The sequence below is a fragment of the Actinomadura decatromicini genome (genome assembly GCF_008121305.1).
Lineage (GTDB): Bacteria > Actinomycetota > Actinomycetes > Streptosporangiales > Streptosporangiaceae > Spirillospora > Spirillospora syzygii.
This window is the reverse complement of record NZ_VSRQ01000003.1, coordinates 983,675-1,009,865: the sequence shown is the minus strand read 5'-3', so window position 1 is coordinate 1,009,865 and position 26,191 is coordinate 983,675. Positions and strand designations below refer to the sequence as shown.

Sequence of the window (26,191 nt, the reverse complement as noted above, 5' to 3'; positions counted from 1 at the left end):
CACGGGCCCCCGAGGGCCCGTCGCCCCCTTCCACGATCCGATCGCCCTCCGGAACCGACTTCCATCGCGCCGGTCAGGTCGGGCCGTCCGCTTGCGTCACTCGCGTCCCGCCTACGCCCCCCGTCTCCGCACCAACCCGTATCCCACGGCGCCCGCGATCGCGAGCGCCAGGAACAGGCCCACCCTCGTGTTCGTCGCGTCCTTGCGCCCGGATTCCGGGCCGCCCGCCTCTCCCGCGTTGTTCGGCCCCTTCCCGGACGGCGGCGACGACGGCCGCGCCTCCTTCGGCAGCGGGATCCGGTAGACCGGCTGGCCCTTGCCCTCGGAGCCCACCAGGATGGAGCGGCCGTCCGGCGTGTACGTCACGGACTCGCCCTGCTTCTGCATCGGCAGGTCGATCGTCTTGAGGGTCTTGCCGGGCCTGCCGTCCGGGCCGACCTCGTAGAACCGGGCGCCGAAGTACGTCCGGACGACGCAGGTGCGGCCGTCCGGGGAGAACGCGCCGTCGGTCGCGATGGGCGGCGCGTCGCCGATCTTGCGCATCGTGTTGAAGCCGCCGGTGCCGAGCCGCGCCGGGGCCTCGTAGAGCTTGCCGCCGAAGAGCTTGCTGGCGATGTAGAGCCGGTTCGTGCGCGGGTTGACCATGACGGTCTCGGCGTTGCGCGGGCCGTCGGCGTACTTGACCCGGAACGCGGTCGCGCGCAGCGTCTGGCTCCGCATCCGCGAGGGCTCCGGGACGCGGTACACCGTCACGTACGGCCAGGCGCCGCCGAGGTTGTCGCCGATGTCCGCGACGAAGATCGCCGGACGTCCGGCGGAGTCCTTGCCGAGCGCCATGCCCTCCCAGTCGCGGGCGCCCGCGCCCGCCACCGTGAACACCGCGCGGACCCGGCCGTCCATGCCGAGCGCGTAGATCCGCGGGACGCCGCCCGAGTCGTTGTGCGTGTACACGATGCCGGGGTGCCGCGTGCTGGCCGCGAGCCCGCTCGACTCCAGGATCCGCGGATCGTTGATCGTGAACGCGACCTCGTCGTCGTCACCCGCCGCCGCCGCGGCGGCCGGGGCGAGGGCGCAGCACGCCGTTCCGACGGCCGTCAGCGCGGCTCCGGCGCGTAGGGCCCACCCGTTGCCCGCCATGCCCCGATCATCCCCGTTCCGCGCCCCGACGATCATGCCCGCGCCATGGTCACTGGAGCAGCGCACCGACGACCACGGCCAGGAGGAGCGCGGTCAGCACGGTGGGGAGCAGCCAGCGGGGCGCGCGGTTCACGGGTCCGAGCTTATTCGGCCGCCCGAGCGACGCGAACCGTCCACCCATGATCTGCATCTCATCGTGCATGTGCGGATTGTTCGGGGTGGTTCGCTCTCCCTTCGCCGACGACCCGGGCCGGGCGTCGGACGTCTTCGTCACGCTGGGCGCGCTCGCCGAGGAGCGCGGCACCGACGCGGCCGGGCTGGCCCTGCTCGGTGACTGGCCGGGGCTCGGTGACTGGCCGGGGCTCGGTGACCGGCCGGGGCTCGGTGACCGGCCGGGGCTCGGCGGCCCGGACGCGGGCGGCGGCTGCCGCGTCGTGAAGGGCCGGGGCCGCTTCTCCGCGATCTGGCGGCCCGAGTTCCTGCCGGAGCTCGACCGCGCGCCCGTCGCGCTCGGCCACACCCGGTGGGCGACGCACGGCCCGCCGGTCGAGGCCGACGACGCGAGCCCGATGGTCGTCCCCGGGACGGCCGCGCTCCCGCGTCCCGGACGGCCCTCCGCCGGGGTCGTGGGCACGCACGACGGCGACGTCGACGCCGCCGACCTGCGGACTCGCCACGCGCTGCCGCCCGCCGCCGGAACGACCGGCGGCGAGCCGATCCAGCTCCTCGCGGGCTGCGCCGGGCCGTCCGACGTGGCGGGCATCCTCGCCGCGCTGGTCGGACGTTCCGCGCTGGCGTGGGTCGAGCGCGACCGTCCGACCGTGGTGCACCTGGCCCGCGCGGCGCTCAGCCCGTTGACCGTCGCCGTCGACACCGACCAGAACCTCTACTGGGCGTCCAACCCGCGCTGGTTCCGCGAGGTCGAGCGGCACACGCGGGTCGAGTTCGCCGCCGCCGTCATGCTGCGCGAGGGCACCTACCTGAAGATCGGCACGGAGACGCGCCCCGGCCGCCGCGACCGTCCCGGCGTCCTCGCGACGGAGAGCTTCGTGCCCACCGCCCGCGCCGCCGACCTCGACGACCGCGTCTGGACGGGCTTCACCGCCGCCGACGAGCACCGCGACCGCACCACCCTCCGCCACCGCCTCGCCACCCCGGCGACCCGTCCCGACCTGGTGACCGTCGCCTGAGGCGACCCGGCCACCGGTTACGGGACAGGCACGCGGAGCGAGCTCTGCGAGCGCAGCGGGCATGCCCGGCGCGCCGCGTCCCCGCAGCGGCGGGAGCGCCAGCGACCAGAGCGAGGAGACCCGTGCCGCGCAGCCGGGGGGTTCGGGGGGTCGCCCCCGATGGGCTAGAGGCGCTCGACCACGTAGTCGATGCAGTTCGTCAGGGACTCCACGTCGTCGGGGGCGATCGCGGGGAACATGCCGATGCGGAGCTGGTTGCGGCCGAGCTTGCGGTACGGCTCGGTGTCGACGATCCCGTTGGCCCGCAGGACCTTCGCGACGGCGGCGGCGTCCACCTCGTCGGTGAAGTCGATCGTGCCGACGACCTGGGAGCGCTGCGCCGGGTCGACCACGAACGGCGTCGTGTAGGACGTCTTCTCGGCCCACGTGTAGAGCCGCCCGGACGAGTCGGCCGTGCGGGACGTGGTCCAGTCGAGCCCGCCCTGGCCGTTCATCCACTCGATCTGGTCGGCGAGGAGCAGGAGCGTCGCCACGGCCGGGGTGTTGTAGGTCTGGTCCTTGACGGAGTTGTCGACCGCCGTCTTCAGGTTGAGGAACTCCGGGATGTACCGGTCGGACATGGCGATCTCGTTGATCCGCTCCAGCGCGGCCGGGGACGCGAGCGCCACCCACAGCCCGCCGTCCGCCGCGAAGCACTTCTGCGGGGCGAAGTAGTAGACGTCGGTCTCGGTGACGTCCACGGGGAGGCCGCCCGCGCCGGACGTGGCGTCCACCAGGACGAGGCCCTCGCGGGCGATCGTCCCGGCCGGGCGCGCGATGTTCAGGGCGACGCCGGTGGACGTCTCGTTGTGGGTGAGGGCGTAGACGTCCACGTCCTCTTCGGCGGACGCCTCGGGGTGCGTCCCGGGCGGGCTGGAGATGACGGTCGGGTCTCCGAGCCAGGGGGCCGACGTGGTGACCTTGGCGAACTTGCTGGAGAACTCGCCGAACGTCAGGTGCTGCGACCGCTGCCGGACGAGCCCGAACGCGGCGGCGTCCCAGAACGCGGTGGTGCCGCCGTTGCCGAGCAGGACCTCGTACCCCTCGGGTAGCGAGAACAGTTCGCCGAGGCCCTCGCGGATGCGTCCGACCAGGGACTTCACCGGCTTCTGCCGGTGCGACGTCCCCATGTAGGTCGAGCCGGACCCAGCGAGTGCGGCGAGCTGCTCCGGGCGGACCTTCGACGGCCCGCACCCGAAGCGGCCGTCCGCGGGCTTGAGGTCGGCGGGAATGTCAATGGCTGGATTCGCGCTGTCGGTCACTCACAGAAGGCTACTTCACCCGCTGCTTCGCCCTGTGCGCGACCCACGTGACCAGGGCCACCAGCGCGGCGGCGCAGATCCCGCCGATGACGGCGGGCGGGTAGATCCAGTCGTCGCCGCGCGCGTGGGCCCGGAGCGCGGTCCGCGCGGAGTCGTAGGTCAGGAAGGCCAGGAACAGCGCGACGAGGACGATCGCGACGCGCCCCGACAGGGCGTTGACCTCGCGGCGGCGCGCCTCCCGCTCCGCCTCGTAGCGCTCCGTCTCGTAGCGCTCCGACTCCGCCGGGTCTTCACTCATGCCGCCAATGATGGCAAAGTGGCCGGGTTTCCGATGTGATCGTCCCGTATCCGAAGGTTTCACCCCTTTCCAGGACGTACCGCCTCCAATGCGGATAAAGCGGGAGGGGTCTCGGGGCGGCGGCCGGAGGATCGACGGCAGGCGGGGAAAGCGAGGCGTGCGACATGGCGGGCGACGGCGACCGGGTCCTGAGCGAGGATCGGTTACGCGGGGTGCTCGACCTGTTCGAGCGGCTGCGGGAGCGGCCGCCGTGGCGGTGGCGCGAGCGCCTCCGGCCCCTGCTCCTGCTGCTCGGCCCGGCGCGGGCCACGTCCCACCTCGCGGAGACGCTCAAGTCGCGCTGCGAGGACGAGCGCGCCCCCGTCTCGCACATCGCCGCCGACACGCCCGCGACCGACGTCTCGGGCGTCCTGCGGGAGGCCAAGCGCGAGCTGTCGCAGCCGAGCAGCCACGGCCGCGGCGAGCCGCCGCTGCGGTTCCCCCTGCTGGAGATGGCGCTGTGGCTGCGCGACCTGCGCGAGATCCGGCTCGCCGGGGACCGCCCGGCGCCGCGCGGCGCGTCGGCGGCGGAGCGGGAGAACCACCTGCTCGTCCGGCGGCTGACGCACCCGCCGGTCGGCGACAACGAGAACGCGCGGCGCCGCGAGCTGAACCGGGTGATCCGCCGCCGCGGCCGGGACGTGCTGCGCGACCTGGAGGAGCGGCGCGGCCGTCCGGCGACGTTCCTGGCGTTCCTGGAGCAGATCGCGCCGATCGGGATCGCCGTCGTCGCGCTGGTCAGCGCCGGGACGGCCGCCGCCCTCGACCTCGCGGCGGCGGTGCTGGCCGCCGTCGTCGGGCTGGCGTTCGTGACCGTGCAGATCCTCGCGCGGACGCGCGGCTGGTACGGCGTGCACCAGTTCGCGTGGTTCCTCAAGCAGCCCTACGTCGACCACGACTCGACGGGTTTCCTCGGTTTCGCGCTGGGCGTGTTCGACCCGCGCCCGGTCGAGCCCGACGACCACGGCGCGCAGCTCGACCTGCTCCTCGTCGCCGCCTTCCTGGAAGATCTTCGGCGCAACTACCGGCGCGACTACCGGCGGGCGGCGTGGGCCCGGGTCCGCTACCCGGTGCTGATCTTCGAGCACCTGGCGGCCGGGCATCCGGGCGTGACGTTCGTGGAGCTGGTCGAGCGGGTCCGCGCCGACACGCAGGCGACGGAGGGCCTGCCCGGCTTCGACCCGCTGATCGTCACGGCCGGGGTCGACCCGAACGCGCCCGCCGCCGGCGACCCGGCCGGTTCCGCCGGGCGGCGGCTCGTCGACCGGCTCGCGGAGGCCGTCCGGGTGGACGTGTCGTCCGGCGAGCCGTGCGGCGTCGTCGCGGCGCGCGTCCTGTGGGACGGCTACACCCGCGAGCAGCGCCGGGTCGGCGCGCTCGGCTCGCGCCGGGAACTGCGCGTCGACATCACCCGCGACCCGGGCGGCGACCTGCCGCCGGTCCGGCCGGTGCGGCGCCGGCCGCGGCTCGCGCATCCGGCGCTGCCGTGGATCGCGATGGTCGCGATCGCGGCGGCGTCCGTCAGCGTCATCTCCGTCCAGGTGGTGCGGTACTGCTCGCCGTTCGGGATGCGGCGGATGGCGAACGGCGAATGCGTCGGCATCACGGACGGGTCGTTCCGTTTCGGCGAGAACTCCGGCGGCCGGAACAACGACAACAGGCTGAACAAGGTCCTGGACGCGATCGAGTCGCAGAACGACCACGTCAAGGAATCCGGAAAGCCGTACGCGACGGTCGTCTACCTCGGGCCCGTGACGGCCGACCCGTCCATCGAGAACCGGCGGATCGACCTCCTCGCCGGGGCGCAGGGCGAGCTGATCGGGCTGGCCGTCGCGCAGCAGCGGTTCAACGACGCGGCCGAGGGCGACGACCTCCGGTTGCGGGTGCTGATCGCCAACGCGGGCGCGAAGTTCCGCTACGCCGTGCACGTCGCCGAGCAGATCCGCAAAAGGGCGCTGAAAGACCGGACCGTCGTCGCGGTCATCGGTTTCGAGCAGAGCAGGCGGCAGACCCAGCAGGCGATCCAGTTGCTGGCGAAGTCGGCGCTGCCGCTGGTCGGGACGGCGAACAGCTACGACGGGACGGCCCTGCTCGACGGCGACGCGGGCTACTCGCCGTACTATTTCCGGCTCGCGTCCCCGAACTCGCGGACGGCGAAGCACGCCGCGTTCTGGGCGCGGAACGGCGACGTCGGCGGCGCGAAAGTGCGGGAGGCGGCGGTCGTCTACAACGGCGACCCGGACGACCTCTACAGCGGGAACATGGCGTCCGACTTCCAGAAGGCGTTCCGCCCGGGAACGGCGCGCATGCTGCCGTACCGGAACCCGGGAGATCTGAACAAACTGGTGCGGGAGGCGTGCCAGAAGCAACCAGAGATGTTCTACTACGCGGGCCGCGCCGACGAGTTCCGCTCGTTCGTCAACGTCCTGGAACTGTCGTGCCCCGAACGGCCGCTGGTCCTGGCCGACGACGAGATCGCGAAATACGTCAGCGACAACTCCTACGAACTCGGCCGCAAGAACACCTTCGACCTGTACTTCACGCCGCTCGCCGCCCGCGAGGCGTGGACGGCGCGCTGGATCGGCAACCAGTCGCCGCAGACGTTCTACTCCGACTACGACCCCGCCGTCCGGGCCATGACGGACGGGAACGCCGACCAGAGCAGGCAGCCCGCGATCACCCGCGCCGCCGTGTCCTACGACGCGGTGACCCTCGTCGCCAGCGTGGCGAGCCGCGTCTACTGGCAGGAGAAGGCGCTCCCGTCCGCGACGTCGGTGTTCGCCGCGCTGAACGACCCGGACCACGACGTCCTGCGGAACGGGGCGAGCGGCGTCATCCGGTTCAGCTCCCGCACGACCGGCCACCAGGTGCTCGACAAGCCGGTCATGCTCGCGGCGCTCAGGCCGGACGGCACCACCGAGGTCGAACAGGTCTGCGGGCGCCTGATCGCGGGGCGCCAGGGCCCCGCCCACTGCCCGCCCGGGGACGAAGCGTCCGACATGTGACCGGAGAACGAGCAAGGCCCCCGGTCCGGACCGGGGGCCTCAGGCGTTCGGGGGGCGACGCCGGTGTGTCAGCCGGCGTGACGCTTGAGGACCTCCGCCGCGCCCTGGACGTCGTCGATCGACCGCGTCCCGGGGCCGGTGTACCTGGCGCTCGGCCGGACGAGCCGGCCGGTGCGCTTCTGCTCAAGGATGTGCGCCGCCCAGCCGGCGGTGCGGCCACAGGTGAACATGGCGGGCATCATCGCGGTCGGGACCTCGGCGAAGTCGAGGATGACCGCGGCCCAGAACTCGACGTTCGTCTCGATCGGACGGTCCGGGCGCCGCTCGCGCAGTTCCGCGAGCGCGGCGTCCTCCAGGGCCTTCGCGGCCTCGAAGCGCGGCGCGCCGAGGTCCTTCGCGGTGCGGCGCAGCACCCGGGCGCGCGGGTCCTCGGCGCGGTAGACGCGGTGGCCGAAGCCCATCAGCCGGTCGCCGGAGTCGAGGATGTCGGTGACGACCTTGCGGGCGTCCCCGATCCGCTCCACCTTGTCGATCATCGGGAGGACGCGGGCGGGCGCGCCGCCGTGCAGCGGCCCGGACATCGCGCCGATCGCGCCGGAGATGCTGGCGGCGACGTCCGCGCCGGTGGAGGCGATCACCCGGGCGGTGAAGGTGGAGGCGTTCATGCCGTGCTCGGCGGCGGAGACCCAGTAGGCGTCGATGGCCCTGACGTGCTTGGGGTCGGGCTCACCGCGCCAGCGGACCATGAACCGCTCGGTGATCGTGCCCGCCGCGTCGATCCGGTGCTGCGGGACCATCGGCACGCCGATGCCGCGCGCCGACTGAGCGACGAAGGACAGCGCCGTGACCGACACGCGGGCGAGGTCGGCGCGGGCCTCCTCGTCGGTGATGTCGAGCAGCGGTCGCATGCCGTAGGCGGGGGCGAGGGTGGGGAGCGCGCTCTGCACGTCCACCCGGACGTCGCCGGAGGTGACCGGCAGGACGTGCGGGTCGGCGGGGGCGAGGCCGGGGTCGAAGCTGTCGTCCACGAGGAGGCCCCAGGCGTCGCCGAAGGAGACGCGGCCGACGAGCTCCTCGATGTCCACGCCCCGGTACCGGAGGGCCCCGCCCTCCTTGTCCGGTTCGGCGATCTCGGTCTCGAAGGCCACGACCCCCTCGAGACCAGGTTTGAAGTCGGACATGTCGTCCTGCCTTTCGTCTCCGGCGAGCATCCCTCGTCCGGCCCGTCCGCCGAGGCCGCGCGGCCGGTCCGCGCAGGCTGGGGGCGAGGGATGTTCGGTTTGATAAGGCGGTGCCGTGCCATTGAACCCTGTCTGCTTTACCGTCCAGTACCCAGGGGTCCCGTCAGTTGCACAAGGGCCAGGTGAGAGGCTCGGACGCTGTGAACTCCGCGACACCCGACCCCGCACGGCTCCGCAGATCCTACGAGGCGGGCGAAATGTCCGAGTCGGCGCTCCCCGCCGATCCGCTCGCGCTGTTCGCCGCCTGGTTCGCCGGGGTGCACGAGTCCGGCCTGGCGGAGCCGAACGCGATGATCCTCGCGACCGCGTCCGCGGACGGCGTGCCGAACGCGCGGACCGTCCTGCTCAAGGGGTACGGGCCGCAGGGCTTCCGGTTCTTCACGAACCTGACGTCCCAGAAGGGCGTGGAGCTGGCCGAGAACCCGCGCGCGGCGCTCGTGTTCCCCTGGCACGCCCTCTACCGGCAGGTCCGGGCCGGCGGGCCGGTGTTCGAGCTGCCCCGGGACGAGTCGGCCGCCTACTTCCGGACGCGCCCGCACGGCTCGCGGCTCGGCGCGTGGGCGAGCGAGCGCCAGTCCGGCGTCATCCCCGGGCGGGAGGTCCTGGAGCGCCGCTTCGCCGAACTGGCCGAGCGCTGGCCCGATCCGGCCGAGGGACGGCCCCCGGGCGCGCCGGACGCCGAGTCCGCCGAGGCCGTCCCGCTGCCCGACTTCTGGGGCGGGTACCGGCTCGTCCCGGAATGGATTGAGTTCTGGCAGGGCCGTCGCGACCGGCTGCACGACCGCATCCGGTACCGCCGCGAAGGCGAGCCGCCCGCGCTGGACGGAACCCTGGGGGAGACGGGGAGGTGGGTGATGGAGAGACTGTCTCCGTGAATCCGGAACAGCAGCCAACCCCCACCCACGCTCCTGACAACCTCTCCCCTCCCGACGACGCCGAGCCCGAACCCGAACCCGAACATCCGCTCACACCGCCCAAAGCCGGGCGGGGCGGGATCCTGCGCGGCCTGGCGATCGACACCCGCCCGCTGTCCAGCGGCCCGTACCGGCGGCTCTGGCTGGGGCAGGGCGTGTCCTTCATCGGGTTCCAGGTCACCGCCGTGGCCGTGCCCGTCCAGGTGTACGACATGACCCGGTCGTCGTTCTGGGTGGGCGTGGTCGGGTTCGTGAACCTCGTCCCGCTGATCGTGTTCGGGCTGTGGGGCGGCGCGGTCGCCGACCACATGGACCGGCGCAGGCTCCTGCTCGTCTCGTCCTACGTGATGTGGGCCGGGACGTTCCTGCTGCTCGTCCCGGCCCTGCTGGGCGTGCACAGCCTCGTCCTGATCATGGTCGCGGTGGCGGTCCAGGCGGTCGGGGTGTCGGTGTCGTCGCCGACCCGCAGCGCGATGATCCCCCGGCTGGTCGACGCGCCCCTCGTCCCGGCGGCGAACACGCTGAACTTCACCGTCATGCAGGGCGGCGGCCTCGCCGGGCCGCTGTTCGCCGGTGTGATCATCTCCCACTGGAGCTACGCCGTCGCGTACGCGCTGGACGCCGTCCTGTTCACGTTCGTGCTGTACGCGGCGCTGCGGCTGCCCCCGATGCCGCCGCTCGGCGAGCTCGCCGGCACGCCGGGCCTGCGGTCGGTGTTCGACGGCCTGCGCTACCTGTCCGCGCAGCCGGTGCTGATGATGTCGTTCGTCGTGGACATCATCGCGATGGCGATCGCGATGCCGCGCGCCCTGTTCCCCGAGGTCGCCGACACGAAGTTCGGCGGCGAGGGCGCGGTCGGCTACCTGTTCGCCGCGATCGCGATCGGCGCGCTCCTCGGCGGGATGTCGTCCGGCTGGATCGGACGCGTGCGCAAGCAGGGCATCGCGCTCATCGTGTCGATCGTGGTCTGGGGGCTCGCGGTGGCGGCGTCCGGGCTGGCCGGGCAGCTCTGGCTCGCCGTGGCCCTCCTCGCCGTGGGCGGCGCCGCCGACCTGGTGTCCGCCGTCTTCCGCCAGTCGATGCTCCAGACCTACGCGCCGGACGAGATGCGCGGACGCCTCCAGGGCGTGTTCACCGTCGTCGTCGCGGGCGGACCGCGGCTCGGCGACGTCCGCGCCGGGGCGACCGCGAGCGTCGCCGGGGCCACCGCGTCCTGGGTCGGGGGCGGGCTCGCCTGCGCGGCGCTGGTCGTGGTCGCCGGGTTCGCCGTCCCCGCGCTGCTCCGCTACGACACGCGCACCGCCGGAACGGTCCCGGTGGACGGGTGACGCCGCCTCAGCGCCGGCACCGCCTCAGCGCCGGCACCGCCTCAGCGCAGCGCGGACGCCACGACCTTGAGGTCGTCGAGGAAGCCCGCGTACATGGCCTCGCGGTCGTCGGCGCGCAGCACGGCGGACGGATGGATCGTCGCGACGAGCCGCGCGCCCGCCCCGTCCTCGGAGTTCTCGGACTCGCCGGACGCGGCCGGGGTGCCGATGTCCTCCAGATCGGGGAGCGGCAGCAGGCGTCCGCGCTGCTTGGTCACCCGGAACGACGACCCGAGCAGGGCCTTGCCCGCCGTCGCGCCCAGCGCGACGACCACGTCCGGCTCCAGGATCCGCAGTTCGGCGAGCAGCCACGGGCGGCAGGCGCGCAGCTCCCCGGCGTTCGGCGGCTCGTGGATGCGGCGCTTGCCGCCCTCCCGCCGCCGGAACTTGAAGTGCTTCACCGCGTTGGTGACGTAGACGTCGCCGCGCTCGATCCCGGCCTCCGCGAGCGCCCGGTCGAGGACGCGCCCCGCCGGTCCGACGAACGGGCGGCCCTGGCGGTCCTCCTGGTCGCCGGGCTGCTCGCCGACGAACACGACGCGGCCGCCCGGGGAGCCCTCGCCGAAGACGGTCTGGGTGGCGTTCTCATAGAGGCCGCATCCCCGGCAGCCCTCCGCCGCGCGGCTCAGCGCGCCGAGATCGGACCTTTCCTCCGGGGTGTCGGGAAGGAAGGGAAAAGCGTCATGGGAAGTTTTGGCGTTCATCTCGTGTTCCCCCTACCCGGCTTCAGGGGGATATTCGCCGGGCCCGGCGTCGAGAGGTCCGAGCAAGTAGACTCCTGCCCATAAGACTGGAGGGAGCTGTGACCTCACACGGCCTGATCGATACCACGGAGATGTACCTCCGGACGGTTTTCGAGCTCGAAGAGGAGGGGATCATCCCTCTCCGCGCGCGCATCGCCGAGCGGCTCTCTCAGAGCGGCCCGACGGTGAGCCAGACGGTCGCGCGGATGGAGCGCGACGGTCTCCTCCGGGTCGAGGGCGATCGGCATCTCGAACTGACCGAGAGCGGCCGCGGGCTCGCCACCCGCGTGATGCGCAAGCACAGGCTCGCCGAATGCCTGCTGGTCAACGTGATCGGGCTGCCCTGGGAGGACGTCCACATCGAGGCGTGCCGGTGGGAGCACGTGATGTCGGAGGACGTCGAGCGCCGCCTCGTGGCGCTGCTCGACAACCCCACCACCTGCCCGCACGGCAACCCCATCCCCGGCCTGGACGAACTCGGCGGGCACGGCGCGGACGGCGACCCGTCCCCGCTGTCGGTAATGACCGCCGTGGCCTCGTCCGCGGGCGCGGACGCCGTGATCCGCCGCATCAGCGAGCAGGTCCAGAGCGACAGCGACCTGATGCTTAGACTCAAGCAAATAGGGATACAACCGGGACGAGAGGTGACGCTTCGGGCGACCGATGACGGGGTGCAGGTGATCAGTGACGACGAGGCCGACAGTCCAGCGACGGAGCTGCCGCGCGACATCGCCGAACACGTCTTCGTCAGCAGGCGCTGACCCGGCCGGCGTGCGAACGGTGGGCGCGCGGTTCGCCGGGGGACGGGGCTCCTTCTCGTCGGTCTATACCGAAGATCTCCGTGGCTTCCCGCCTTTCGGGCGTATCCCGGCGGCCGGTTCGTCGTTCAATACGACGGAGGAGGTACGCGCGGCGTCCGCGCCGCGACGCCCGGTGATCATCGGGACGGGCGGCGCCGGGTGGCCGGGCGGCGGGCACGCGGCCACCGGCGGGCTTGGCACTGTTTTCGGGATGGGGAGATGAAGCACTGGGGGGAAGCGCCTGACGAGGCGCGTCTGCCGCCCGAGACCGTCCTCAACCAGATGGAGATGGCGGTCATCGTCTGCGACCGCTTCAGCAACGTCATCTACGGCAACGCCTTCGCGCGCCAGCTGTTCGGCTTCGGCGGGGACGAGGTCATCGGGCACTCCGTGCTGTCCCTCGGCATCGCCGAGGAGGACCACGAGCAGGCCACCGAGCTGGCCAAGCACGTCCTCAAGGGCGGCGTGTGGGAGGGCACCTTCTGCAACCTGCGCGCCGACGGCAGCACCGTGTACACGCGGGCGCACGCCGTCCCGCTGCGGCACCCGTCCGGCGCGGTCGACGGCGTCGTGATCTTCGCGCGCGAGGCGCTCCGCTCCAACCAGCGCGAACAGGACCGCTACGGCCTGATGGAGCGGATCGGGGAGCGGCTCGCCGGGTCCCTCGAACTGGAGAGCACGCTCCGCCGCGTCGCCGACACCCTCGTCCCGCAGTTCGCCGACCACTGCTTCATCGACCTCTACAGCGGCGACCGGCTCTACCGCCGGGTGTCGCGGCACGCCGGGAACTGGGAGCCGCCGCCCGGCACCTGGGCCGAGGTCGGCGAGCCGGTCAGCTACCCGCCCGGCCATTTCAGCGAGAAGGCGATGAGCCGCCGCGACGCCGTCCTCGTCGAGGACATGGTGCAGCACCGGTTCTCCGCGCCGTCCGAGGAGTCCCGGCGGCTCGGCGTCGAGATGGGCATCACCTCGGTGATCTCCGCGCCGCTGCTGGTGCGCGGCGAGCTGCTCGGCGTGATGAGCCTCGCGCTGTCCAACCTGTCGAAGCGGCCCGACCCGCACTACGACGGCTTCGACCGCGACCTGCTCGGCGCGATCGCCAGCCGGGTCGCGCTCGCCGTCGACAACGCGCTGCTGTTCGAGGAGGAGCGCGACACCGCGCTCGCGTTCCAGAAGCACCTGCTGCCCGGCGACCGCCCGCCCCGGCTGGACGGCCTCCAGATCGCCTGGCGGTACGAGCCGGCCCGGCCGCTCGAATCGCACGGGCACGGCATCCAGACGCAGGTCGGCGGCGACTGGTACGACGTGATCCCGCTGTCGGCGGGCCGCGTCGGCCTCGTCATCGGCGACGTGGAGGGCCGCGGCGCCCGCGCCGCCGCCGTGATGGGCCAGCTCCGCGCCGCGCTGCGCGCCTTCGCCCAGGACGACAAGCCGCCCGCCGACATACTGCGCAAGCTCGACGAGTGGGTGCGGACGATGACCCGTCCCGAGCGGATGCGGTCCGGCTGGAACAGCGACGACCTGGTCCGTCCGCCGCTCGTGTCCTGCACGTACTTCGTCTACGACGCCTGGTCGCGGGTGCTGGAGTTCGCGAACGCCGGGCACGACCCGCCGCTGCTGATCGTGGACGGCCACGTCGACGAGCTGCCGTTCGAGAGCCAGGGCGGCATGCTCGGGCTGCGCGCCCCGGGGCTCGGCGGCGAGATCCTCTTCAACGAGGAGACGACCGAGCTGAAGCCGGGGTCGACGCTCGTCCTCTACACCGACGGCCTGATCGACCGGCGGCCCCGCGACGACGGCGACTACTACACCCGCGAGGAGTCGCGGGAGATGGTCCGCAACGCGGTCGCGGCCGTCGCGCGCGGCGGCGTCGAGGCGATCGCGAACGCCGCCTACGAGGCGGTGCCCGGCGACATCGACGACGACGTCGCGATCGTCGTGATCCGCACCGCCGGGGACGAGCTGGCCGTCGCCGAGCGCACCTTCGACGCCGAGCCGATCATGGTGTCGGAGGCCCGCCGGATGGCCGCCGACACGTTCGCGTCCTGGGGGATGCTCGACGAGCAGTCCGAGCTGGCGTGCCTGCTGGTGTCGGAGGTCGTGACGAACGTCGTCCTGCACGCGACGGCCACGCCGACGCCGCGCCGCGAGCCGGTCGTGCCGGTGCCCGCCGGTCCGCCCGGACGGGGCGGGGAGCCGCTGGGCGCGCCGCCGCCCGTCCAGTTCAACACCGACTTCGGCGCGACGGCCCTCGACGCCGACCCGTTCGAGGGCCCCTTCGACGGCGGCGCGTTCGACGAGGACGACTGGAACCTCGGCGCCGACCTCGGCCGCCGCGAGCCGCCGACCAAGGAGTTCCGGCTCCGGCTGCGGCGCGGCGCGGACGCCGTCTGGGTCGAGGTGTTCGACTCCGACATGCGGCTCCCGCGCATCCGCAGCGCGGGCGAGACCGACGAGGGCGGGCGCGGCCTCTACCTGGTCGACCAGCTCGCCACCCGGTGGGGCGCGCGGCCGACGTCCGACGGCAAGGCCGTCTGGTTCGAGCTGCCGCTCGCCCCGTAGCGATGCGCGCCTGGACGGTGGAGACGCCGGGCCCGATCGCGTCGGGGCCGCTCCGCCGCGCCGACCGCGCGAGGCCGTCCCCCGGCCCGGGGGAGCTGCTCGTGCGGGTGCTGGCCTGCGGCGTCTGCCGGACGGACCTGCACGTCGCGGAGGGCGACCTGCCCGTCCACCTGCCGGGCGTGACGCCGGGGCACGAGATCGTCGGGGAGGTCGTCGAGGCGGGCCCCGGAACCCTGCACGGCGCGGGCGACCGGATCGGCGTGGCGTGGCTGCGCGGGACGTGCGGTGCGTGCCGGTTCTGCCGCCGCGGCGCCGAGAACCTGTGCCCGTACTCGGTCTACACCGGCTGGGACGCGCACGGCGGCTACGCCGAGTTCGCCGTCGCCGTGGACGCCTACGCCTACGCGCTGCCGCCGGAGCTGGACGACGTCCGCGCCGCGCCGCTGCTGTGCGCGGGCATCATCGGCTACCGGGCGCTGCGCCGCGCCGCCGTCCCGCCGGGCGGGCGGCTCGGGATCTGGGGGTTCGGCGGGTCCGCGCACCTCGCCGCGCAGATCGCGATCGCGGAGGGCGCGGAGGTGCACGTGTTCACCCGCAGCCCGTCGGCCCGCGAGCTGGCGCGCGAACTGGGCGCGGCGTGGGCGGGCGACTCCTTCGACACCGGGCCCGCGCCGCTCGACTCGGCGATCGTCTTCGCCCCGGCGGGGGAGCTGGTCCCGGCGGCGCTGGAGCGGCTCGACCGGGGCGGGACGTGCGCCGTCGCGGGCATCCACCTGAGCGACGTGCCGTCCCTGGACTACCAGCGGCACCTGTTCCAGGAGCGGACGCTCCGGTCGGTGACCGCGAACACCCGCGCGGACGGCGCGGAGTTCCTCACGCTGGCGGCCCGCCTCGGCGTCGCCGTCACCACCCGCGCCTACGGCCTGGACGACGCCGACCGCGCCCTCGCCGACCTCGCCGCCGACCGGTTCACCGGGGCGGCCGTGCTCGTCCCTTGACGGGAGGCGGGGTCAGGGGATGGGTTCGGCGGCGACGTGGGCCCAGGTCTGGGTGAACCACAGCTCGCCGCCGATGACGCGGGGCTTCGCGCCCGTCTTCGGCCCGCCGTCGACCTCGTCGACGAGCGCGGTGCGGATGCGCTCGGCGGTCGCGTCGTCGCAGGACCCGGCGAGCCACGGCTCGATGGGACGCTCCACCGTGAAGACGTCCAGGCGGCGGATGCTGCCGCCCGCCGAGGTGATCATCTCGGTGAGCCGGGCGATGGACGGGGTGCCGGGGTGGTCCGGGTCGCGGAGCCGCTCGATGCGGTCGCGGTCGGGCCCGGCGAGGTTGCCGCGGACGAGGTCCGCGATGATCACCCGTCCGCCGGGGCGGCAGACCCGCAGCAGCTCGCGCAGCACATGATCGGGGTCGCCCAGGTTGTAGAGCGAGAACCGGGCCGTGACCAGCGAGAACGTGTTGTCCCTGTAGGGCAGGGCGGTGGCGTCGGCCTTGACCCGGACGTGGTCGGGCCCGAGCGGATGCGGCACCCGGTCCTCGCGGGTGGTGGCGACGGGCGGCGAGTCGCCGTCCGCGATCCGGACTGGACCGGTCCCGAACTCGACCGTGCTCATCCGCCGCGACGAGCCCGCTCCGCGCTCTGCGGAGGGAACGGCGGCGGGCCCGGGCCGCGCCGCCGCGGGCATCGCGTCGACCGCGGTGAGGTGCCCCACCTGCGGGCCGAGCGCCGCGGGCATCGGGCCGCGGCCGCGCGCCACGTCCAGGCACACGTCGTCGCGGCCGGGTTCCACGAACTCCAGCAGTCGCCTCAGATGCGGGGCGATCGCGCCGCTCTCCCGGATCGCGGTCACCGGATGCTCTCCCTCGCTCGGACCGGCTCCGGCGGACGGGGTCACACTCGCGAGAAGCCGGTTTCGCCTGTTATGACTCTCCGCCGGGGCGGGAAGTTCGGGACGGCGGGCAATTCGTCCGGTCCGAGTCGCCCGCCGCTACCGCATGTGGTTGCCGAACATGGTCATCGCCACGAGGACGAACACGATGAGCACCGCTGACCGCGTGGGCATGGGCAGCCGGAGCCGCACGGCGGCCCAGCGGACGCAGAACGTGGCGAGGAGCGCCACGACGACGAGGCCGATCATGCCTTCCCTGGTGACCATGCTGACCTTCCGTCCGGGGGGAGAGCCGCCTCCAAGAACGATAGACCGGTGGGGCGCGGTTTCCCCCGCGTCCGGACGGCCCGGCCCAACCCGGCTAATCTCGCTCTGTGGCAGATGCGAAGGAAGTAGACGACCGGGACGAACTCGACGGCCGGGACCGGCTCGACGGCCTCATGGCGAACCTGGCGCGGGGCCGGATCGCGGTCGGCCTCGCGGCGCTCGCCGTGCCCCGGCTGACCGGCCGGGCCATGGGCATGGGCGGCGGCGCCGACCCGGGCCGGGAGTACCTCGTCCGGGCGTTCGGCGCGCGGGAGGTCGCGCTCGGCGCGGGCTACCTGCTGAGCCGCGACGGCTCCGGGCGGGCGCTGTGGGCGCGGGTCGGGCTCGCGGTGGACGCCGCCGACACGATGAGCGCCGTCCGGACGCGCCCCGGCCTGCCGCTGTGGGCCACCGCCGGGGCGGTCGGCATCGCGGGCGCGGCGGCCGGGCTCGGCGCCGCCAAGGTCGCCCGCGACCTGCTCGGCTGACGCCCGCCGGATCGGGCGGGGGCGGGCCTTGCGCCCCCGAACCCGTGGTCCGGACGTGATCCCGCCCGTGTCATGGGTAGATCCTCCCCGTTTGCTCAGGACGAGCGGGGAGCGGCGGCATGGCGGCGGAGACGGCGGCGGTGCGGGACGAGCGGGACATGCCGGTCGGCCGGGATCTCTATGTCATCCTCGGCGCGCTCATGCTGGCGATGCTGCTCGCCGCGCTGGACCAGACGATCGTGTCCACGGCGCTGCCGACGATCGTCAGCGACCTCGGCGGGCTGAACCACCTGTCCTGGGTCGTGACGGCGTACCTGCTCGCCTCGACCGCGTCGACGCCGCTGTGGGGCAAGCTCGGCGACCAGTACGGGCGCAAGCGGCTGTTCCAGACGTCCATCGTGATCTTCCTGGTCGGGTCGGCGCTGTGCGGGCTCGCGCAGGACATGACGGAGCTGATCGTGTTCCGCGCGCTGCAGGGCCTCGGCGGCGGCGGGCTGATGGTGCTGGTCGTCGCGATCGTCGGGGACGTCGTCCCGCCCCGCGAGCGCGGCCGGTACCAGGGGCTGTTCGGCGCGGTGTTCGGCGTGGCGAGCGTGTGCGGGCCGCTGCTCGGCGGCTGGTTCGTGGACAACCTGTCCTGGCGCTGGGTGTTCTACATCAACGTCCCGATCGGGATCGTCGCGCTGCTGGTGATCGCGGCGGTGCTGCACGCGGGCGGCGAGCGGGAGCGGCACCGCATCGACTACCTCGGCACGCTGCTGATCGTCGGCTGGGCGGTCGGGCTCGTCCTGATGACGACGTGGGGCGGGACGCGCTACGACTGGCTGTCCGCCCCGATCATCGGGCTGGCCGCCGGGTCCGTCGCGCTGATCGCGGTGTGGGTGCTCGTGGAGCGCCGGGCCGCCGAGCCGATCATGCCGCCGAAACTGTTCGCGAACTCGGTGTTCTCGCTCGGCGCGGCGATCAGCTTCGCGGTCGGCTTCGCGATGTTCGGCGCGCTGACGTTCCTGCCGATCTTCCTCCAGGTCGTGCACGGGGTGTCGCCGACGCTGTCCGGGGTGTACCTGCTGCCGATGATGCTCGGCATGCTGATCGCCTCGATCGGCTCCGGGCAGCTCATCACCCGGTTCGGCCACTACAAGGTCTTCCCGATGGCGGGCACGCCGATCATCGCGCTGGCGCTGTACCTGTGCTCCGGCCTGGACGAGGACTCGACCGTCCTCGCGATGAGCCTGCGGTTCGCGCTGCTCGGCTTCGGGCTCGGGCTGGTGCTCCAGGTGCTCGTGATCGCCGTGCAGAACGCCGTGCCGTACGAGGACCTCGGGTCCGCGACGTCCGGGGTCACGTTCTTCCGGCAGATCGGCGGGTCGTTCGGCGTCGCGGTGTTCGGGTCGATCTTCAGCAACCAGCTCGCCCGGCACATCACCGACCTCGGGCCGCGGCTGCCGCGCGGGTTCGACCCGGCGGCCGTCCAGGGGAACCCGAGCCTGCTCGACCGGTTCCCGGCCCCGGTGAAGGAGGGCGTGCTGCACGCCTACGCGCAGTCGATCGACGCGGTGTTCTTCTGGGCCGTCCCGGTGGCGGCCGCGGCGTTCGTGCTGACGTGGTTCCTGCGGGAGGTGCCGCTGCGGGCCACCTCGGCGGCGCGCGACTACGGCGAGGGGTTCGGGGCGGCGCCGACCGTCCGGTCGTCCAGGCACGAGATCGAGCGCTGCCTGAGCGAGCTGATGCGCAAGGACCCGAAGGCCCGCGAGCTCTACGACCGGCTCGCCGCCCGCTCCGGGCTCGACCTGCCGCCGGGCAGCGTGTGGGCGCTGTGCCGGATCGCCAAGGACGGCACGGTCCCCGGCGCCGACCTCGCCGAACGCGCCGGGGTCAGCGTCGAGCAGGGCCGCCCGTACATCGACCGGCTGGTGGACGACGGCTACGTCCGCCGCGTCGACGGGACGCTCACCGTCACCCCGTCCGGGGAGGACGCCGCCGAGCGGCTGTTCCGCACCCGCCGGGAGGGCCTCTCCCGGCACCTGGAGGGCTGGTCGCCGGAGGACCATCCCGAGCTGACCGGCGTCCTGCGGCGGCTCGCTGAGGAGTCCCTCGGGGACGACGCGGACGGCGGCGTCCTCGGCCGCCGCCCCCCGGCGGGGCAGAGCGGCCCGGCCTCGGGATAGCAGGCCCGAGACCGACTTCACAGCCCGCGCGACGCGCGGGCGATGTAACCTCGTAACAACAGACCGAATCTCGCTCGGTTTCCCGGGACGGAACCCACCCCACCACTTGGAGGCGCAGTGGCCGAGGCGTACATCGTCGGCGCGGTCCGTACCCCCGTCGGCACCAAGAAGGGCGCCCTCAAGGACGTCCACCCGGCCGACCTCGGGGCCCACGTGCTCAAGGAGCTCGTCAACCGCACCGGGGTCGACCCGTCCGCGGTCGAAGACGTGATCATGGGTTGTGTCATGCAGGTCGGCCCGCAGACCCTCGACATCGCGCGCACCGCGTGGCTGTCGGCCGGGCTGCCGGAGAGCGTGCCCGGCGTGACGATCGACCGGCAGTGCGGCTCGTCGCAGCAGGCGATCCACTTCGCCGCGCAGGGCGTCCTGTCCGGCACGCAGGACCTCGTCGTCGCGTCCGGCGTGGAGCAGATGGCCAAGGTGCCGATGGGCGCCACCATCGTCCAGGGGATGGACTTCCCGTTCGGCGAGGGCTGGGCCGAGCGCTACGGCATGCAGGAGATCTCCCAGTTCCGCGGGGCCGAGCTGATGGCCGAGAAGTGGGATTTCAGCCGCGAGGAGATGGAGCGGTTCGCGCTGGAGAGCCACCGGCGCGGCGCCGCCGCCATCGAGGCGGGCTACTTCGACCGCGAGATCGCGCCGATCGCGGGCCTGACCAAGGACGAGGGCGCCCGTCCCGACACGACGCTGGAGAAGATGGCGGGCCTCAAGGTGCTGCGCGAGGGCGGCCGGATGACCGCCGCGCTGGCCTCGCAGATCTCGATCGGCGCGTCCGCGCTGCTGATCGCGTCCGAGGCGGCGGTGAAGCGGCACAACCTGACGCCGCGCGCCCGCATCCACACGCTCTCGGTGACCGGCTCCGACCCGGTCTACATGCTGACCGGCCCGATCCCGGCGACGGAGCGGGCGCTGGAGCGGTCCGGGCTGAAGATCGGCGACATCGACGTGTTCGAGGTCAACGAGGCGTTCGCGCCCGTCCCGATGGCGTGGGCGCGCGACACGGGCGCGTCGCTGGAGAAGACGAACCCGAACGGCGGCGCGATCGCGCTCGGGCACCCGCTCGGCGCGACCGGCGGCATCCTGATGACCAAGCTCCTGCACGAGCTGGAGCGCACCGGCGGACGCTACGGCCTGCAGACCATGTGCGAGGGCGGCGGCCAGGCCAACGCCACGATCATCGAGCGGCTGTAGCCCCCGCCGCGGCCCGCCCGCAGGGCTGGACGGGCGGGCCGCGCGCGGCGGCTGGAAACGGGGCGGCGAATGGACGAGACGGTCCTCTACTCGGTTGACGATCGGGTCGCGCGCATCACGCTGAACCGGCCCGAGGCACGCAACGCGCTCAACGACCAGATGATCGGGGAGCTGCTCGCCGCCTTCGAGCGGGCGGCGGCCGACGACTCCGTCCGCGTAATCGTGCTGACCGGGGCGGGCGACCGGGCGTTCTGCGCCGGAGCCGACCTCGGCGGCCTCGGCCGGGACGACCTGGCCGTGGCCGACATCCGGGAGAGCGCCCCGTTCCGCCTGTTCACCGCGTTCCCGAGGCTCGGCAAGCCGATCATCGCGCGGCTCGCCGGGCACGCCGTCGCGGGCGGCCTCGGCCTCGCCGCCGCCTGCGACCTGGTGATCGCGGCGGACGACGTCAAGCTCGCGACTCCCGAGGTCAACGTCGGCCTGTGGCCCATGATGATCATGGCGATCATCGACCGGAACGTCGCGCCGAAGCACGCCTTCAAGTTGTACTACACCGGCTCCCGCATCACCGCCGCCGAGGGGCGCGAGATCGGCCTGGTCACCGAGGTCGTCCCGCGCGCGGAGCTCGACGCCCGCGTCGACGGGCTGGCCGCCGTGATCGCGTCCAAGAGCCCGGTCGGCCTGCGGCGCGGCCGCGACGCCTTCTTCGCGGTCCAAGGGTGCCCGCTGGAGGACCAGGTCGCCTACCTGCTCGGCGAACTCGTCGGGCTGGCCGCCACCGAGGACGCCAAGGAAGGGATCACGGCCTTCCTGGAGAACCGTCCGCCCGACTTCAAGGGCCGCTAGCGGCCCGCGCGGGTCTCGGACGGCGTGCGGCCGAACCGGGCCCGGAAGTGCCGGGCGAACAGCGCCTGGCTGGAGAAGCCCCAGCGGTAGGCGACGTCCGCGATCGTCGTGTCGGCCGCGCCCGGCGCGGTCAGCTCGTCGTGGGCGCGCTGGAGGCGGCGCTCCAGGATGTACTTGGCGGGCGTCGTCCCCGCCGACTCGAAGATCCGGCCGAGATGCCGCGACGACACCGCCATCACCCCGGCGACCTGGCCCGGGGTGAGGCAGATGTCGTGCAGGTGCCGCTCGATGTAGTCCTTGGCGACGATGAGCTGCGTCCGGTACGCGGCGGGCGCGTCGCCGCCGCCCGCGCGCTCGGTGGCGAGCATCCTGATCAGGTCGAGGACGGTGTTCCGGGCGCCCTCCGGGCCGTCCGCGCCCGGGTTCTCCAGGACGGAGCGGAGCGCGCCGAGCAGCTCGCCCTCGCGGGCCGTCCCGCGCCCGAACAGCATGGGCGCGGCGACGCCGCCCGACACGCACTCCTCGACGAACAGGTCGCGCGGGACGTCCACCAGGAACTGCCGCATCGACGACGAGAACCCGAACAGGTACGGGCGGCGCGTGTCGTACACGACGAGGTCGCCCGCGGCGGCCGACAGGCAGCCGTGCTCGTGCAGGAACACGGCCTCGCCCTTGACCAGCAGCGTCGCGAAGACGGAGTCCTTCGGCGTGGACCGCGCGACCTGCGGGGTCCGCTCGACGGCGTGGGCGTTGCCGCTGATCTCCGCCAGCCGGACGTCGCCCAGGTCGAAGTTGGACTGCCGGGCGAGCAGCCCGTGCTCCGAGTAGGCGGACACGGACAGCCCGACCAGCGCTCTGCGGTTGTACTCCTCCCAGAACTCGATCCGCTCGCGCGGATCGACGTCCTCCGTGCTGGCCTGGGAGATCATCTGTGCGGGTCCCGGCATTGGTCTCTTCCTCCCGGTGACGGGCGGCCTTAGACGGAGCCTACGCCGCTTTACCCGTCAAACCGCCAGGTAGCCTCCGTCCACCGGAAGGATCGCGCCGGTCACGTAGGACGCGGCGGGCGAACACAGGAACGCCGCGACCGACGCGATCTCGCCCGGCCGCCCGTACCGGCCCGCCGGGATCCGGGCCAGGACGGCCGCCGCGGCGGGCGGGTCGTCCAGCAGGCCCCGGGCCAGCGGGGTGACCACGAAGCCGGGCGCGATGGCGTTGACCCGGACGCCGTCCGCCGCGTACTCGGCCGCGAGCGACTTCGTGAGCTGCGATATGCCGCCCTTGCTCGCGCTGTAGGCGGGGCGGTCCCGGCTCCCCGAGAACGCGAACATCGACGACACGTTCACGATCGACCCGCCGCGCCGGGCGAGCGCCGGACGGGCCGCCTGGCACGCCACCATCGTCGCGGTCAGGTTGATCTCCAGGACGCGGCGCCACCGGCCGAGGTCGTACTCGTCCCGGTCGTGGCTGACGCCCGCGCAGTTCACCAGGACGTCCAGCGGGTCGGTCTCGGCGATCAGCCGGGTCAGCTCGCCGTCGTCCAGCACGTCGTGCTCGACGACCCTGACCGCGGCGTGGCGCGGCAGCTCGTCCTGGTCGGCCGGCAGCAGCCCGAGCGCCGTGACCTCCGCCCCGAGCTCGGCGAACAGCACGGCCGTCGCCGACCCGATCCCGGACGTCCCGCCGGTGACGAACACCCGCCGCCCGGCGAACAGCCCCGGCGCGAACCCCTCCGTGACGTCGGTCATGGCCGCACCAGCACCTTGATCTCCTCCATGGTGTTCAGCAGCGTCTCGAACCCGTCGCGGACGACCTCGTCCAGCGGGACGACCGAGGTCACGATGGACGCGAAGTCCATGCCCTCCTCGGACGCGAGCCGGATCAGCTCGGGATGGCAGTCCCGGTAGCCGACCGACGCGATGATCGACTGCTCGTTGTTGACCAGCGCGAAGGCGTCGATCGCGAACGTCCCGCCGAGGCCGAGCAGGACGACCCGGCCGCCGCGCCGGGTGGCGGCGAGGCAGTCGTTCAGCGTCCGCTCCGCGCCGACCGCCTCGAACGCGAGGTCGGCGACGCCGGACGGCAGCTCACCGGCATCCACGACGTCCGCCGCGCCGAGTTGGCGCGCCAGCGCGCGGCGGGTCGGGGACGGGTCGCACCCGATCACCTTCCCGGCCCCGTACCGGACGGCGAGCTGCACGACCAGCAGCCCGATCGGGCCGAGCCCGACGACCGCGACGGTCTCGCCCTCCTGGAGCCCGGACCTGCGGACGCCGTGCAGCGCGACCGCCGCGGGCTCGAACACGGCCGCCTGCTCCAGCGGGACGTTGTCCGGCAGCCGGTGCAGCATGTAGGACGGCACGACCGCGCGCTCGGCGAGCCCGCCGTCGCCCATCAGCCCGGCGAACCCGAAGTGGCGGCACAGGTTGTACTCGCCCGCCGCGCAGCGCGCGCACTCGCCGCACCGGTAGTGCGGCTCGACGGCGACGGGGTCGCCGGGCTCGAACCCGGTGACGCCGGGGCCGACGGCGGCGACCGTCCCGCAGAACTCGTGGCCGAGGGTCAGCGGGGCGGCCCGTCCCGACTCGGGGTGCGGCTCCTTGACCGGGATCGCGTGCGGCCCGTCCGCGTATTCGTGCAGGTCACTGCCGCAGATACCGCAGTACGCGACGGTGACCGACACCTCGCCGGGGCCGGGCAGCCGAGGCGCGACGTCCTCGACCCGCACATCCCGCGGCCCATGCCAGACAGCAGCCCTCACAGCGTCACCGCCTTACGTCGCAGCACGGCGGGAGCTGTCTCGCGGAGGCCGAACGACAGCAGCACCACGAGCGCCGCCCCTCCCGCGGCGATGAACATGGCCGCGTCCAGTCCCCAGATGTCGGAGGCCCGCCCGGCGACCAGCGGGCCGAGGAACCCGCCCGCCAGCTCGCCCACGCCCATGATCACGCCGAGCGCGGTGGCGAGCGCGGCGCGCGGCACGGTCTCGGCCGGGATCGTCGCCATGAACAGCGTGAAGCAGCCGAGCCCCGTGTAGGTGAGGATCATCAGCGTGCCGAGCAGCACCGGGCTGTCCACGTACACGACGGCGATCGGGCAGCAGACGGCGAGCAGCGTGAACCCGATCAGCGCCTTGCGGCGGCCGATCCGGTCGGAGATCCCCGGGGTCGCGAAGCCCCACAGCACCCAGGCGACGCCGAGGCAGGTCATGACGGCGCTCATCGTCCCGGAGCCCCAGTCCTTCTCGTCGGTCAGGTACTTGGGGGTGAACGTGATCAGCGTGACGAACCACGTCAGGTAGCAGGGCGCGATCAGCATGCAGATCACGACGTTGCGCAGCCGCAGGACGTCCTTGACGGGCGTCTTCTCGACCGGCGCGGCGGCTTCGGCCTTGGCCGCGCGGGGCGCCCGCTCCAGCACGAACTTCGCGATCAGCGCGGTCACGACCAGGCCGGGGACGATCGTGACGAAGAAGGCCGTCCGCCAGCCGAACGTGTCCGCCATCCACACGACGACGACCGGCGCGACGATCCCGCCGAGCAGGCCCGCCGACGACCCTTGCAGCAGGCCCATGTTCAGGCCGCGCCGCGACTCCCGCGACGCCTCGACCATGAGCGACTGCGCCATCGGCAGCACCGCGCCCTCCGCGGTGCCCATCAGCGCCCGCGCCGCGAGCAGCCCGAGGAAGCCGCTCATCAGCCCGGACGCCGACGAGAACAGCGAGAACAGCAGGACCGCCGCGATCAGGATCGGCTTGCGCCTGCCGAGGCGGTCCGACAGGCTCCCGGCGAACATCCCCGCGAGCGCCCATGTCAGCGCGAGCACCCCGGACAGGACGCCGAGCTGCGAGTTCGACAGGCCGAAGTCGTCGTCCATGTACGGGGCGAGGAACGCGAGGGCCTGCCGGTCGAAGAACACGAAGCCGAACGCCAGGAACAGGACGGCCAGCAACCGGTTCTCGTACCGGTCCGGCGTCGTCGCGGGCGATGCGCGCTTCAGCAGGGTGACCATGGGCTACCTGAACAGCGAGTCGATGTAGTCCGCGCCCAGTCCGACCTTGTCGTAGTGCTTGCGGCACATGTCGATGTAGTCGTGGACGTCGAAGTACCCGGCGGTGTCGCCGTTCTCGTCCAGCCAGATGAGCGGGCCCTTGACGATGAACAGCGTCTTCATGGGCTCTTCGTGCTCGTAGGCGACGAGCGTGTGGCCTTCGCCGGGGGACTCGTAGACGAAGTCGCCCGCCGTCGCCGTCCAGGGGCGCTCCAGGTAGCCCCACTTGCCGGAGATCGTGTAGGCGAACACCTCGTGCGGGTGGTAGTGCCGGTTGACGAGCCCGGCCTCCTTGGACCGCAGGACGTCGGACCAGGTGTTGTCCTTGACGTTGATCCACAGGGGGCGGGACCCGACCGTCTCGGTGAACGGCACGTAGTACCGGTCGTCGTCGGTGGCCACATTCGGGATGTAGACCTCCGGCAGCGCGTCCGGCTTGAGGGAGTTCTCGATCGGCTTGAGGTTCTTCCAGAACTCCGAACCGGGGGTTTCAGGCATGTGAACGGCTCCTTTCACAGCACGTTGCCGTGAGTGAACCTCGCGCTCCCCACCCCCGTCTTTCCTTTCCCGGACGCCGGCGTTTGCAGATCCAGGAC

The 26,191-nt window shown here is 73.0% G+C and carries 24 protein-coding genes; 11 read left to right on the top strand and 13 right to left on the bottom strand.

Features of this window, described 5'->3' with window-relative positions; genetic code table 11:
- Window positions 1-111 precede the first annotated feature (111 nt).
- Together FXF68_RS18355 and FXF68_RS42415 are read right to left on the bottom strand one after the other, a co-directional pair.
- A complete protein-coding gene (locus FXF68_RS18355; protein WP_148760643.1) occupies window positions 112-1,137 on the bottom strand; it encodes a hypothetical protein in 1,026 nt (341 codons plus the stop codon).
- Between the two features lie 49 nt (window positions 1,138-1,186).
- Complete coding sequence (locus tag FXF68_RS42415; RefSeq protein ID WP_187437988.1) at window positions 1,187-1,339, bottom strand: hypothetical protein; 153 nt, start codon at window positions 1,337-1,339, stop codon at window positions 1,187-1,189.
- Between the two features lie 16 nt (window positions 1,340-1,355).
- Here FXF68_RS42415 and FXF68_RS18350 point away from each other — a divergent pair, with 16 nt between their 5' ends.
- Entirely contained in the window at window positions 1,356-2,327 is a 972-nt protein-coding gene (locus FXF68_RS18350) for a class II glutamine amidotransferase domain-containing protein (protein ID WP_187437987.1), read from the top strand.
- A gap of 164 nt (window positions 2,328-2,491) precedes the next feature.
- On the opposite strand, the gene serC is transcribed toward FXF68_RS18350, so the two are convergent.
- Entirely contained in the window at window positions 2,492-3,628 is a 1,137-nt protein-coding gene (serC, locus tag FXF68_RS18345; RefSeq protein ID WP_148760639.1) for a phosphoserine transaminase, read from the bottom strand.
- A gap of 10 nt (window positions 3,629-3,638) precedes the next feature.
- Window positions 3,639-3,926, bottom strand: coding sequence for a hypothetical protein (locus FXF68_RS18340; protein ID WP_148760637.1), 288 nt, complete (start codon window positions 3,924-3,926; stop codon window positions 3,639-3,641).
- A gap of 164 nt (window positions 3,927-4,090) precedes the next feature.
- Here FXF68_RS18340 and FXF68_RS18335 point away from each other — a divergent pair, with 164 nt between their 5' ends.
- On the top strand, window positions 4,091-6,970 hold the full coding sequence (locus FXF68_RS18335) for a type 1 periplasmic-binding domain-containing protein (RefSeq protein WP_148760635.1): 2,880 nt from the start codon (window positions 4,091-4,093) through the stop codon (window positions 6,968-6,970).
- Window positions 6,971-7,038: 68 nt separating this feature from the next.
- On the opposite strand, the gene FXF68_RS18330 is transcribed toward FXF68_RS18335, so the two are convergent.
- On the bottom strand, window positions 7,039-8,151 hold the full coding sequence (locus FXF68_RS18330) for a citrate synthase 2 (protein WP_148760633.1): 1,113 nt from the start codon (window positions 8,149-8,151) through the stop codon (window positions 7,039-7,041).
- 200 nt (window positions 8,152-8,351) lie between these two features.
- On the opposite strand from FXF68_RS18330, the gene pdxH reads away from it, so the two are divergent.
- Entirely contained in the window at window positions 8,352-9,086 is a 735-nt protein-coding gene (gene pdxH, locus FXF68_RS18325) for a pyridoxamine 5'-phosphate oxidase (protein WP_222869988.1), read from the top strand.
- Complete coding sequence (locus FXF68_RS18320; RefSeq protein ID WP_246178773.1) at window positions 9,083-10,453, top strand: MFS transporter; 1,371 nt, start codon at window positions 9,083-9,085, stop codon at window positions 10,451-10,453. Before pdxH ends, FXF68_RS18320 begins: the two co-directional genes overlap by 4 nt.
- Before the next feature lie 41 nt (window positions 10,454-10,494).
- On the opposite strand, the gene FXF68_RS18315 is transcribed toward FXF68_RS18320, so the two are convergent.
- Entirely contained in the window at window positions 10,495-11,196 is a 702-nt protein-coding gene (locus FXF68_RS18315) for a UdgX family uracil-DNA binding protein (RefSeq protein WP_148760629.1), read from the bottom strand.
- Window positions 11,197-11,294: 98 nt separating this feature from the next.
- Here FXF68_RS18315 and FXF68_RS18310 point away from each other — a divergent pair, with 98 nt between their 5' ends.
- The 3 genes from FXF68_RS18310 (at window position 11,295) to FXF68_RS18300 (ending at window position 15,595) form a co-directional block, all read left to right on the top strand.
- Window positions 11,295-11,996, top strand: a complete 702-nt coding sequence (locus FXF68_RS18310; protein ID WP_148351642.1) for an iron-dependent transcriptional repressor DtxR — start codon at window positions 11,295-11,297, stop codon at window positions 11,994-11,996.
- Window positions 11,997-12,254: 258 nt separating this feature from the next.
- Window positions 12,255-14,597 (top strand): ATP-binding SpoIIE family protein phosphatase, encoded by a 2,343-nt coding sequence (locus FXF68_RS18305; RefSeq protein ID WP_148760627.1) that lies wholly within the window; start codon window positions 12,255-12,257, stop codon window positions 14,595-14,597.
- A gap of 2 nt (window positions 14,598-14,599) precedes the next feature.
- Entirely contained in the window at window positions 14,600-15,595 is a 996-nt protein-coding gene (locus FXF68_RS18300) for a zinc-dependent alcohol dehydrogenase family protein (protein ID WP_148760625.1), read from the top strand.
- A 12-nt stretch (window positions 15,596-15,607) separates the two neighbouring features.
- Here the strand turns inward: FXF68_RS18300 and FXF68_RS18295 are convergent, their stop codons facing one another.
- Window positions 15,608-16,447 (bottom strand): class I SAM-dependent methyltransferase, encoded by an 840-nt coding sequence (locus tag FXF68_RS18295; protein ID WP_148760623.1) that lies wholly within the window; start codon window positions 16,445-16,447, stop codon window positions 15,608-15,610.
- A gap of 138 nt (window positions 16,448-16,585) precedes the next feature.
- Window positions 16,586-16,753: a hypothetical protein gene (locus FXF68_RS42410; RefSeq protein ID WP_187412423.1), complete on the bottom strand. Its 168-nt coding sequence runs from the start codon at window positions 16,751-16,753 to the stop codon at window positions 16,586-16,588.
- 107 nt (window positions 16,754-16,860) lie between these two features.
- On the opposite strand from FXF68_RS42410, the gene FXF68_RS18290 reads away from it, so the two are divergent.
- The 4 genes from FXF68_RS18290 to FXF68_RS18275 all read left to right on the top strand — a co-directional run bounded on the left by FXF68_RS18290 (window position 16,861) and on the right by FXF68_RS18275 (window position 21,545).
- A complete protein-coding gene (locus tag FXF68_RS18290) occupies window positions 16,861-17,280 on the top strand; it encodes a hypothetical protein (protein WP_187437986.1) in 420 nt (139 codons plus the stop codon).
- Between the two features lie 119 nt (window positions 17,281-17,399).
- A complete protein-coding gene (locus FXF68_RS18285; RefSeq protein WP_222869987.1) occupies window positions 17,400-19,448 on the top strand; it encodes a DHA2 family efflux MFS transporter permease subunit in 2,049 nt (682 codons plus the stop codon).
- 117 nt (window positions 19,449-19,565) lie between these two features.
- Entirely contained in the window at window positions 19,566-20,699 is a 1,134-nt protein-coding gene (locus FXF68_RS18280; protein WP_148760621.1) for an acetyl-CoA C-acetyltransferase, read from the top strand.
- 69 nt (window positions 20,700-20,768) lie between these two features.
- Entirely contained in the window at window positions 20,769-21,545 is a 777-nt protein-coding gene (locus FXF68_RS18275) for an enoyl-CoA hydratase/isomerase family protein (protein WP_148760620.1), read from the top strand.
- On the opposite strand, the gene FXF68_RS18270 is transcribed toward FXF68_RS18275, so the two are convergent.
- From FXF68_RS18270 to FXF68_RS18250, 5 genes are read right to left on the bottom strand one after another with little or no spacing between them, the layout of a single operon-like run.
- Window positions 21,542-22,492, bottom strand: a complete 951-nt coding sequence (locus tag FXF68_RS18270) for a helix-turn-helix domain-containing protein (RefSeq protein WP_148760618.1) — start codon at window positions 22,490-22,492, stop codon at window positions 21,542-21,544. The genes FXF68_RS18275 and FXF68_RS18270 overlap by 4 nt on opposite strands.
- Window positions 22,493-22,549: 57 nt before the next feature.
- On the bottom strand, window positions 22,550-23,293 hold the full coding sequence (locus tag FXF68_RS18265; RefSeq protein ID WP_148760616.1) for an SDR family NAD(P)-dependent oxidoreductase: 744 nt from the start codon (window positions 23,291-23,293) through the stop codon (window positions 22,550-22,552).
- The gene (locus FXF68_RS18260) at window positions 23,290-24,306 is read right to left on the bottom strand and encodes a 2,3-butanediol dehydrogenase (protein ID WP_148760614.1); all 1,017 of its coding nucleotides are present in this window, start codon (window positions 24,304-24,306) and stop codon (window positions 23,290-23,292) included. Before FXF68_RS18260 ends, FXF68_RS18265 begins: the two co-directional genes overlap by 4 nt.
- Window positions 24,303-25,556: an MFS transporter gene (locus FXF68_RS18255; protein WP_148760612.1), complete on the bottom strand. Its 1,254-nt coding sequence runs from the start codon at window positions 25,554-25,556 to the stop codon at window positions 24,303-24,305. Before FXF68_RS18255 ends, FXF68_RS18260 begins: the two co-directional genes overlap by 4 nt.
- A 3-nt stretch (window positions 25,557-25,559) precedes the next feature.
- A complete protein-coding gene (locus tag FXF68_RS18250) occupies window positions 25,560-26,093 on the bottom strand; it encodes a 2,4'-dihydroxyacetophenone dioxygenase family protein (RefSeq protein ID WP_148351652.1) in 534 nt (177 codons plus the stop codon).
- Window positions 26,094-26,191: the final 98 nt, after the last annotated feature.

Bases quoted from the DNA above. Each gene is read 5' to 3' on its own strand.
- FXF68_RS18355 (WP_148760643.1), bottom strand. From the start codon at position 1,137: ATGGCGGGCAACGGGTGGGCCCTACGCGCCGGAGCCGCGCTGACGGCC.
- FXF68_RS42415 (WP_187437988.1), bottom strand. From the start codon at position 1,339: ATGCACGATGAGATGCAGATCATGGGTGGACGGTTCGCGTCGCTCGGG.
- FXF68_RS18340 (WP_148760637.1), bottom strand. From the start codon at position 3,926: ATGAGTGAAGACCCGGCGGAGTCGGAGCGCTACGAGACGGAGCGCTAC.
- FXF68_RS18335 (WP_148760635.1), top strand. From the start codon at position 4,091: ATGGCGGGCGACGGCGACCGGGTCCTGAGCGAGGATCGGTTACGCGGG.
- FXF68_RS18330 (WP_148760633.1), bottom strand. From the start codon at position 8,151: ATGTCCGACTTCAAACCTGGTCTCGAGGGGGTCGTGGCCTTCGAGACC.
- FXF68_RS18315 (WP_148760629.1), bottom strand. From the start codon at position 11,196: ATGAACGCCAAAACTTCCCATGACGCTTTTCCCTTCCTTCCCGACACC.
- FXF68_RS18305 (WP_148760627.1), top strand. From the start codon at position 12,255: ATGAAGCACTGGGGGGAAGCGCCTGACGAGGCGCGTCTGCCGCCCGAG.
- FXF68_RS18300 (WP_148760625.1), top strand. From the start codon at position 14,600: ATGCGCGCCTGGACGGTGGAGACGCCGGGCCCGATCGCGTCGGGGCCG.
- FXF68_RS42410 (WP_187412423.1), bottom strand. From the start codon at position 16,753: ATGGTCACCAGGGAAGGCATGATCGGCCTCGTCGTCGTGGCGCTCCTC.
- FXF68_RS18285 (WP_222869987.1), top strand. From the start codon at position 17,400: ATGGCGGCGGAGACGGCGGCGGTGCGGGACGAGCGGGACATGCCGGTC.
- FXF68_RS18275 (WP_148760620.1), top strand. From the start codon at position 20,769: ATGGACGAGACGGTCCTCTACTCGGTTGACGATCGGGTCGCGCGCATC.
- FXF68_RS18270 (WP_148760618.1), bottom strand. From the start codon at position 22,492: ATGCCGGGACCCGCACAGATGATCTCCCAGGCCAGCACGGAGGACGTC.
- FXF68_RS18265 (WP_148760616.1), bottom strand. From the start codon at position 23,293: ATGACCGACGTCACGGAGGGGTTCGCGCCGGGGCTGTTCGCCGGGCGG.
- FXF68_RS18255 (WP_148760612.1), bottom strand. From the start codon at position 25,556: ATGGTCACCCTGCTGAAGCGCGCATCGCCCGCGACGACGCCGGACCGG.
- FXF68_RS18250 (WP_148351652.1), bottom strand. From the start codon at position 26,093: ATGCCTGAAACCCCCGGTTCGGAGTTCTGGAAGAACCTCAAGCCGATC.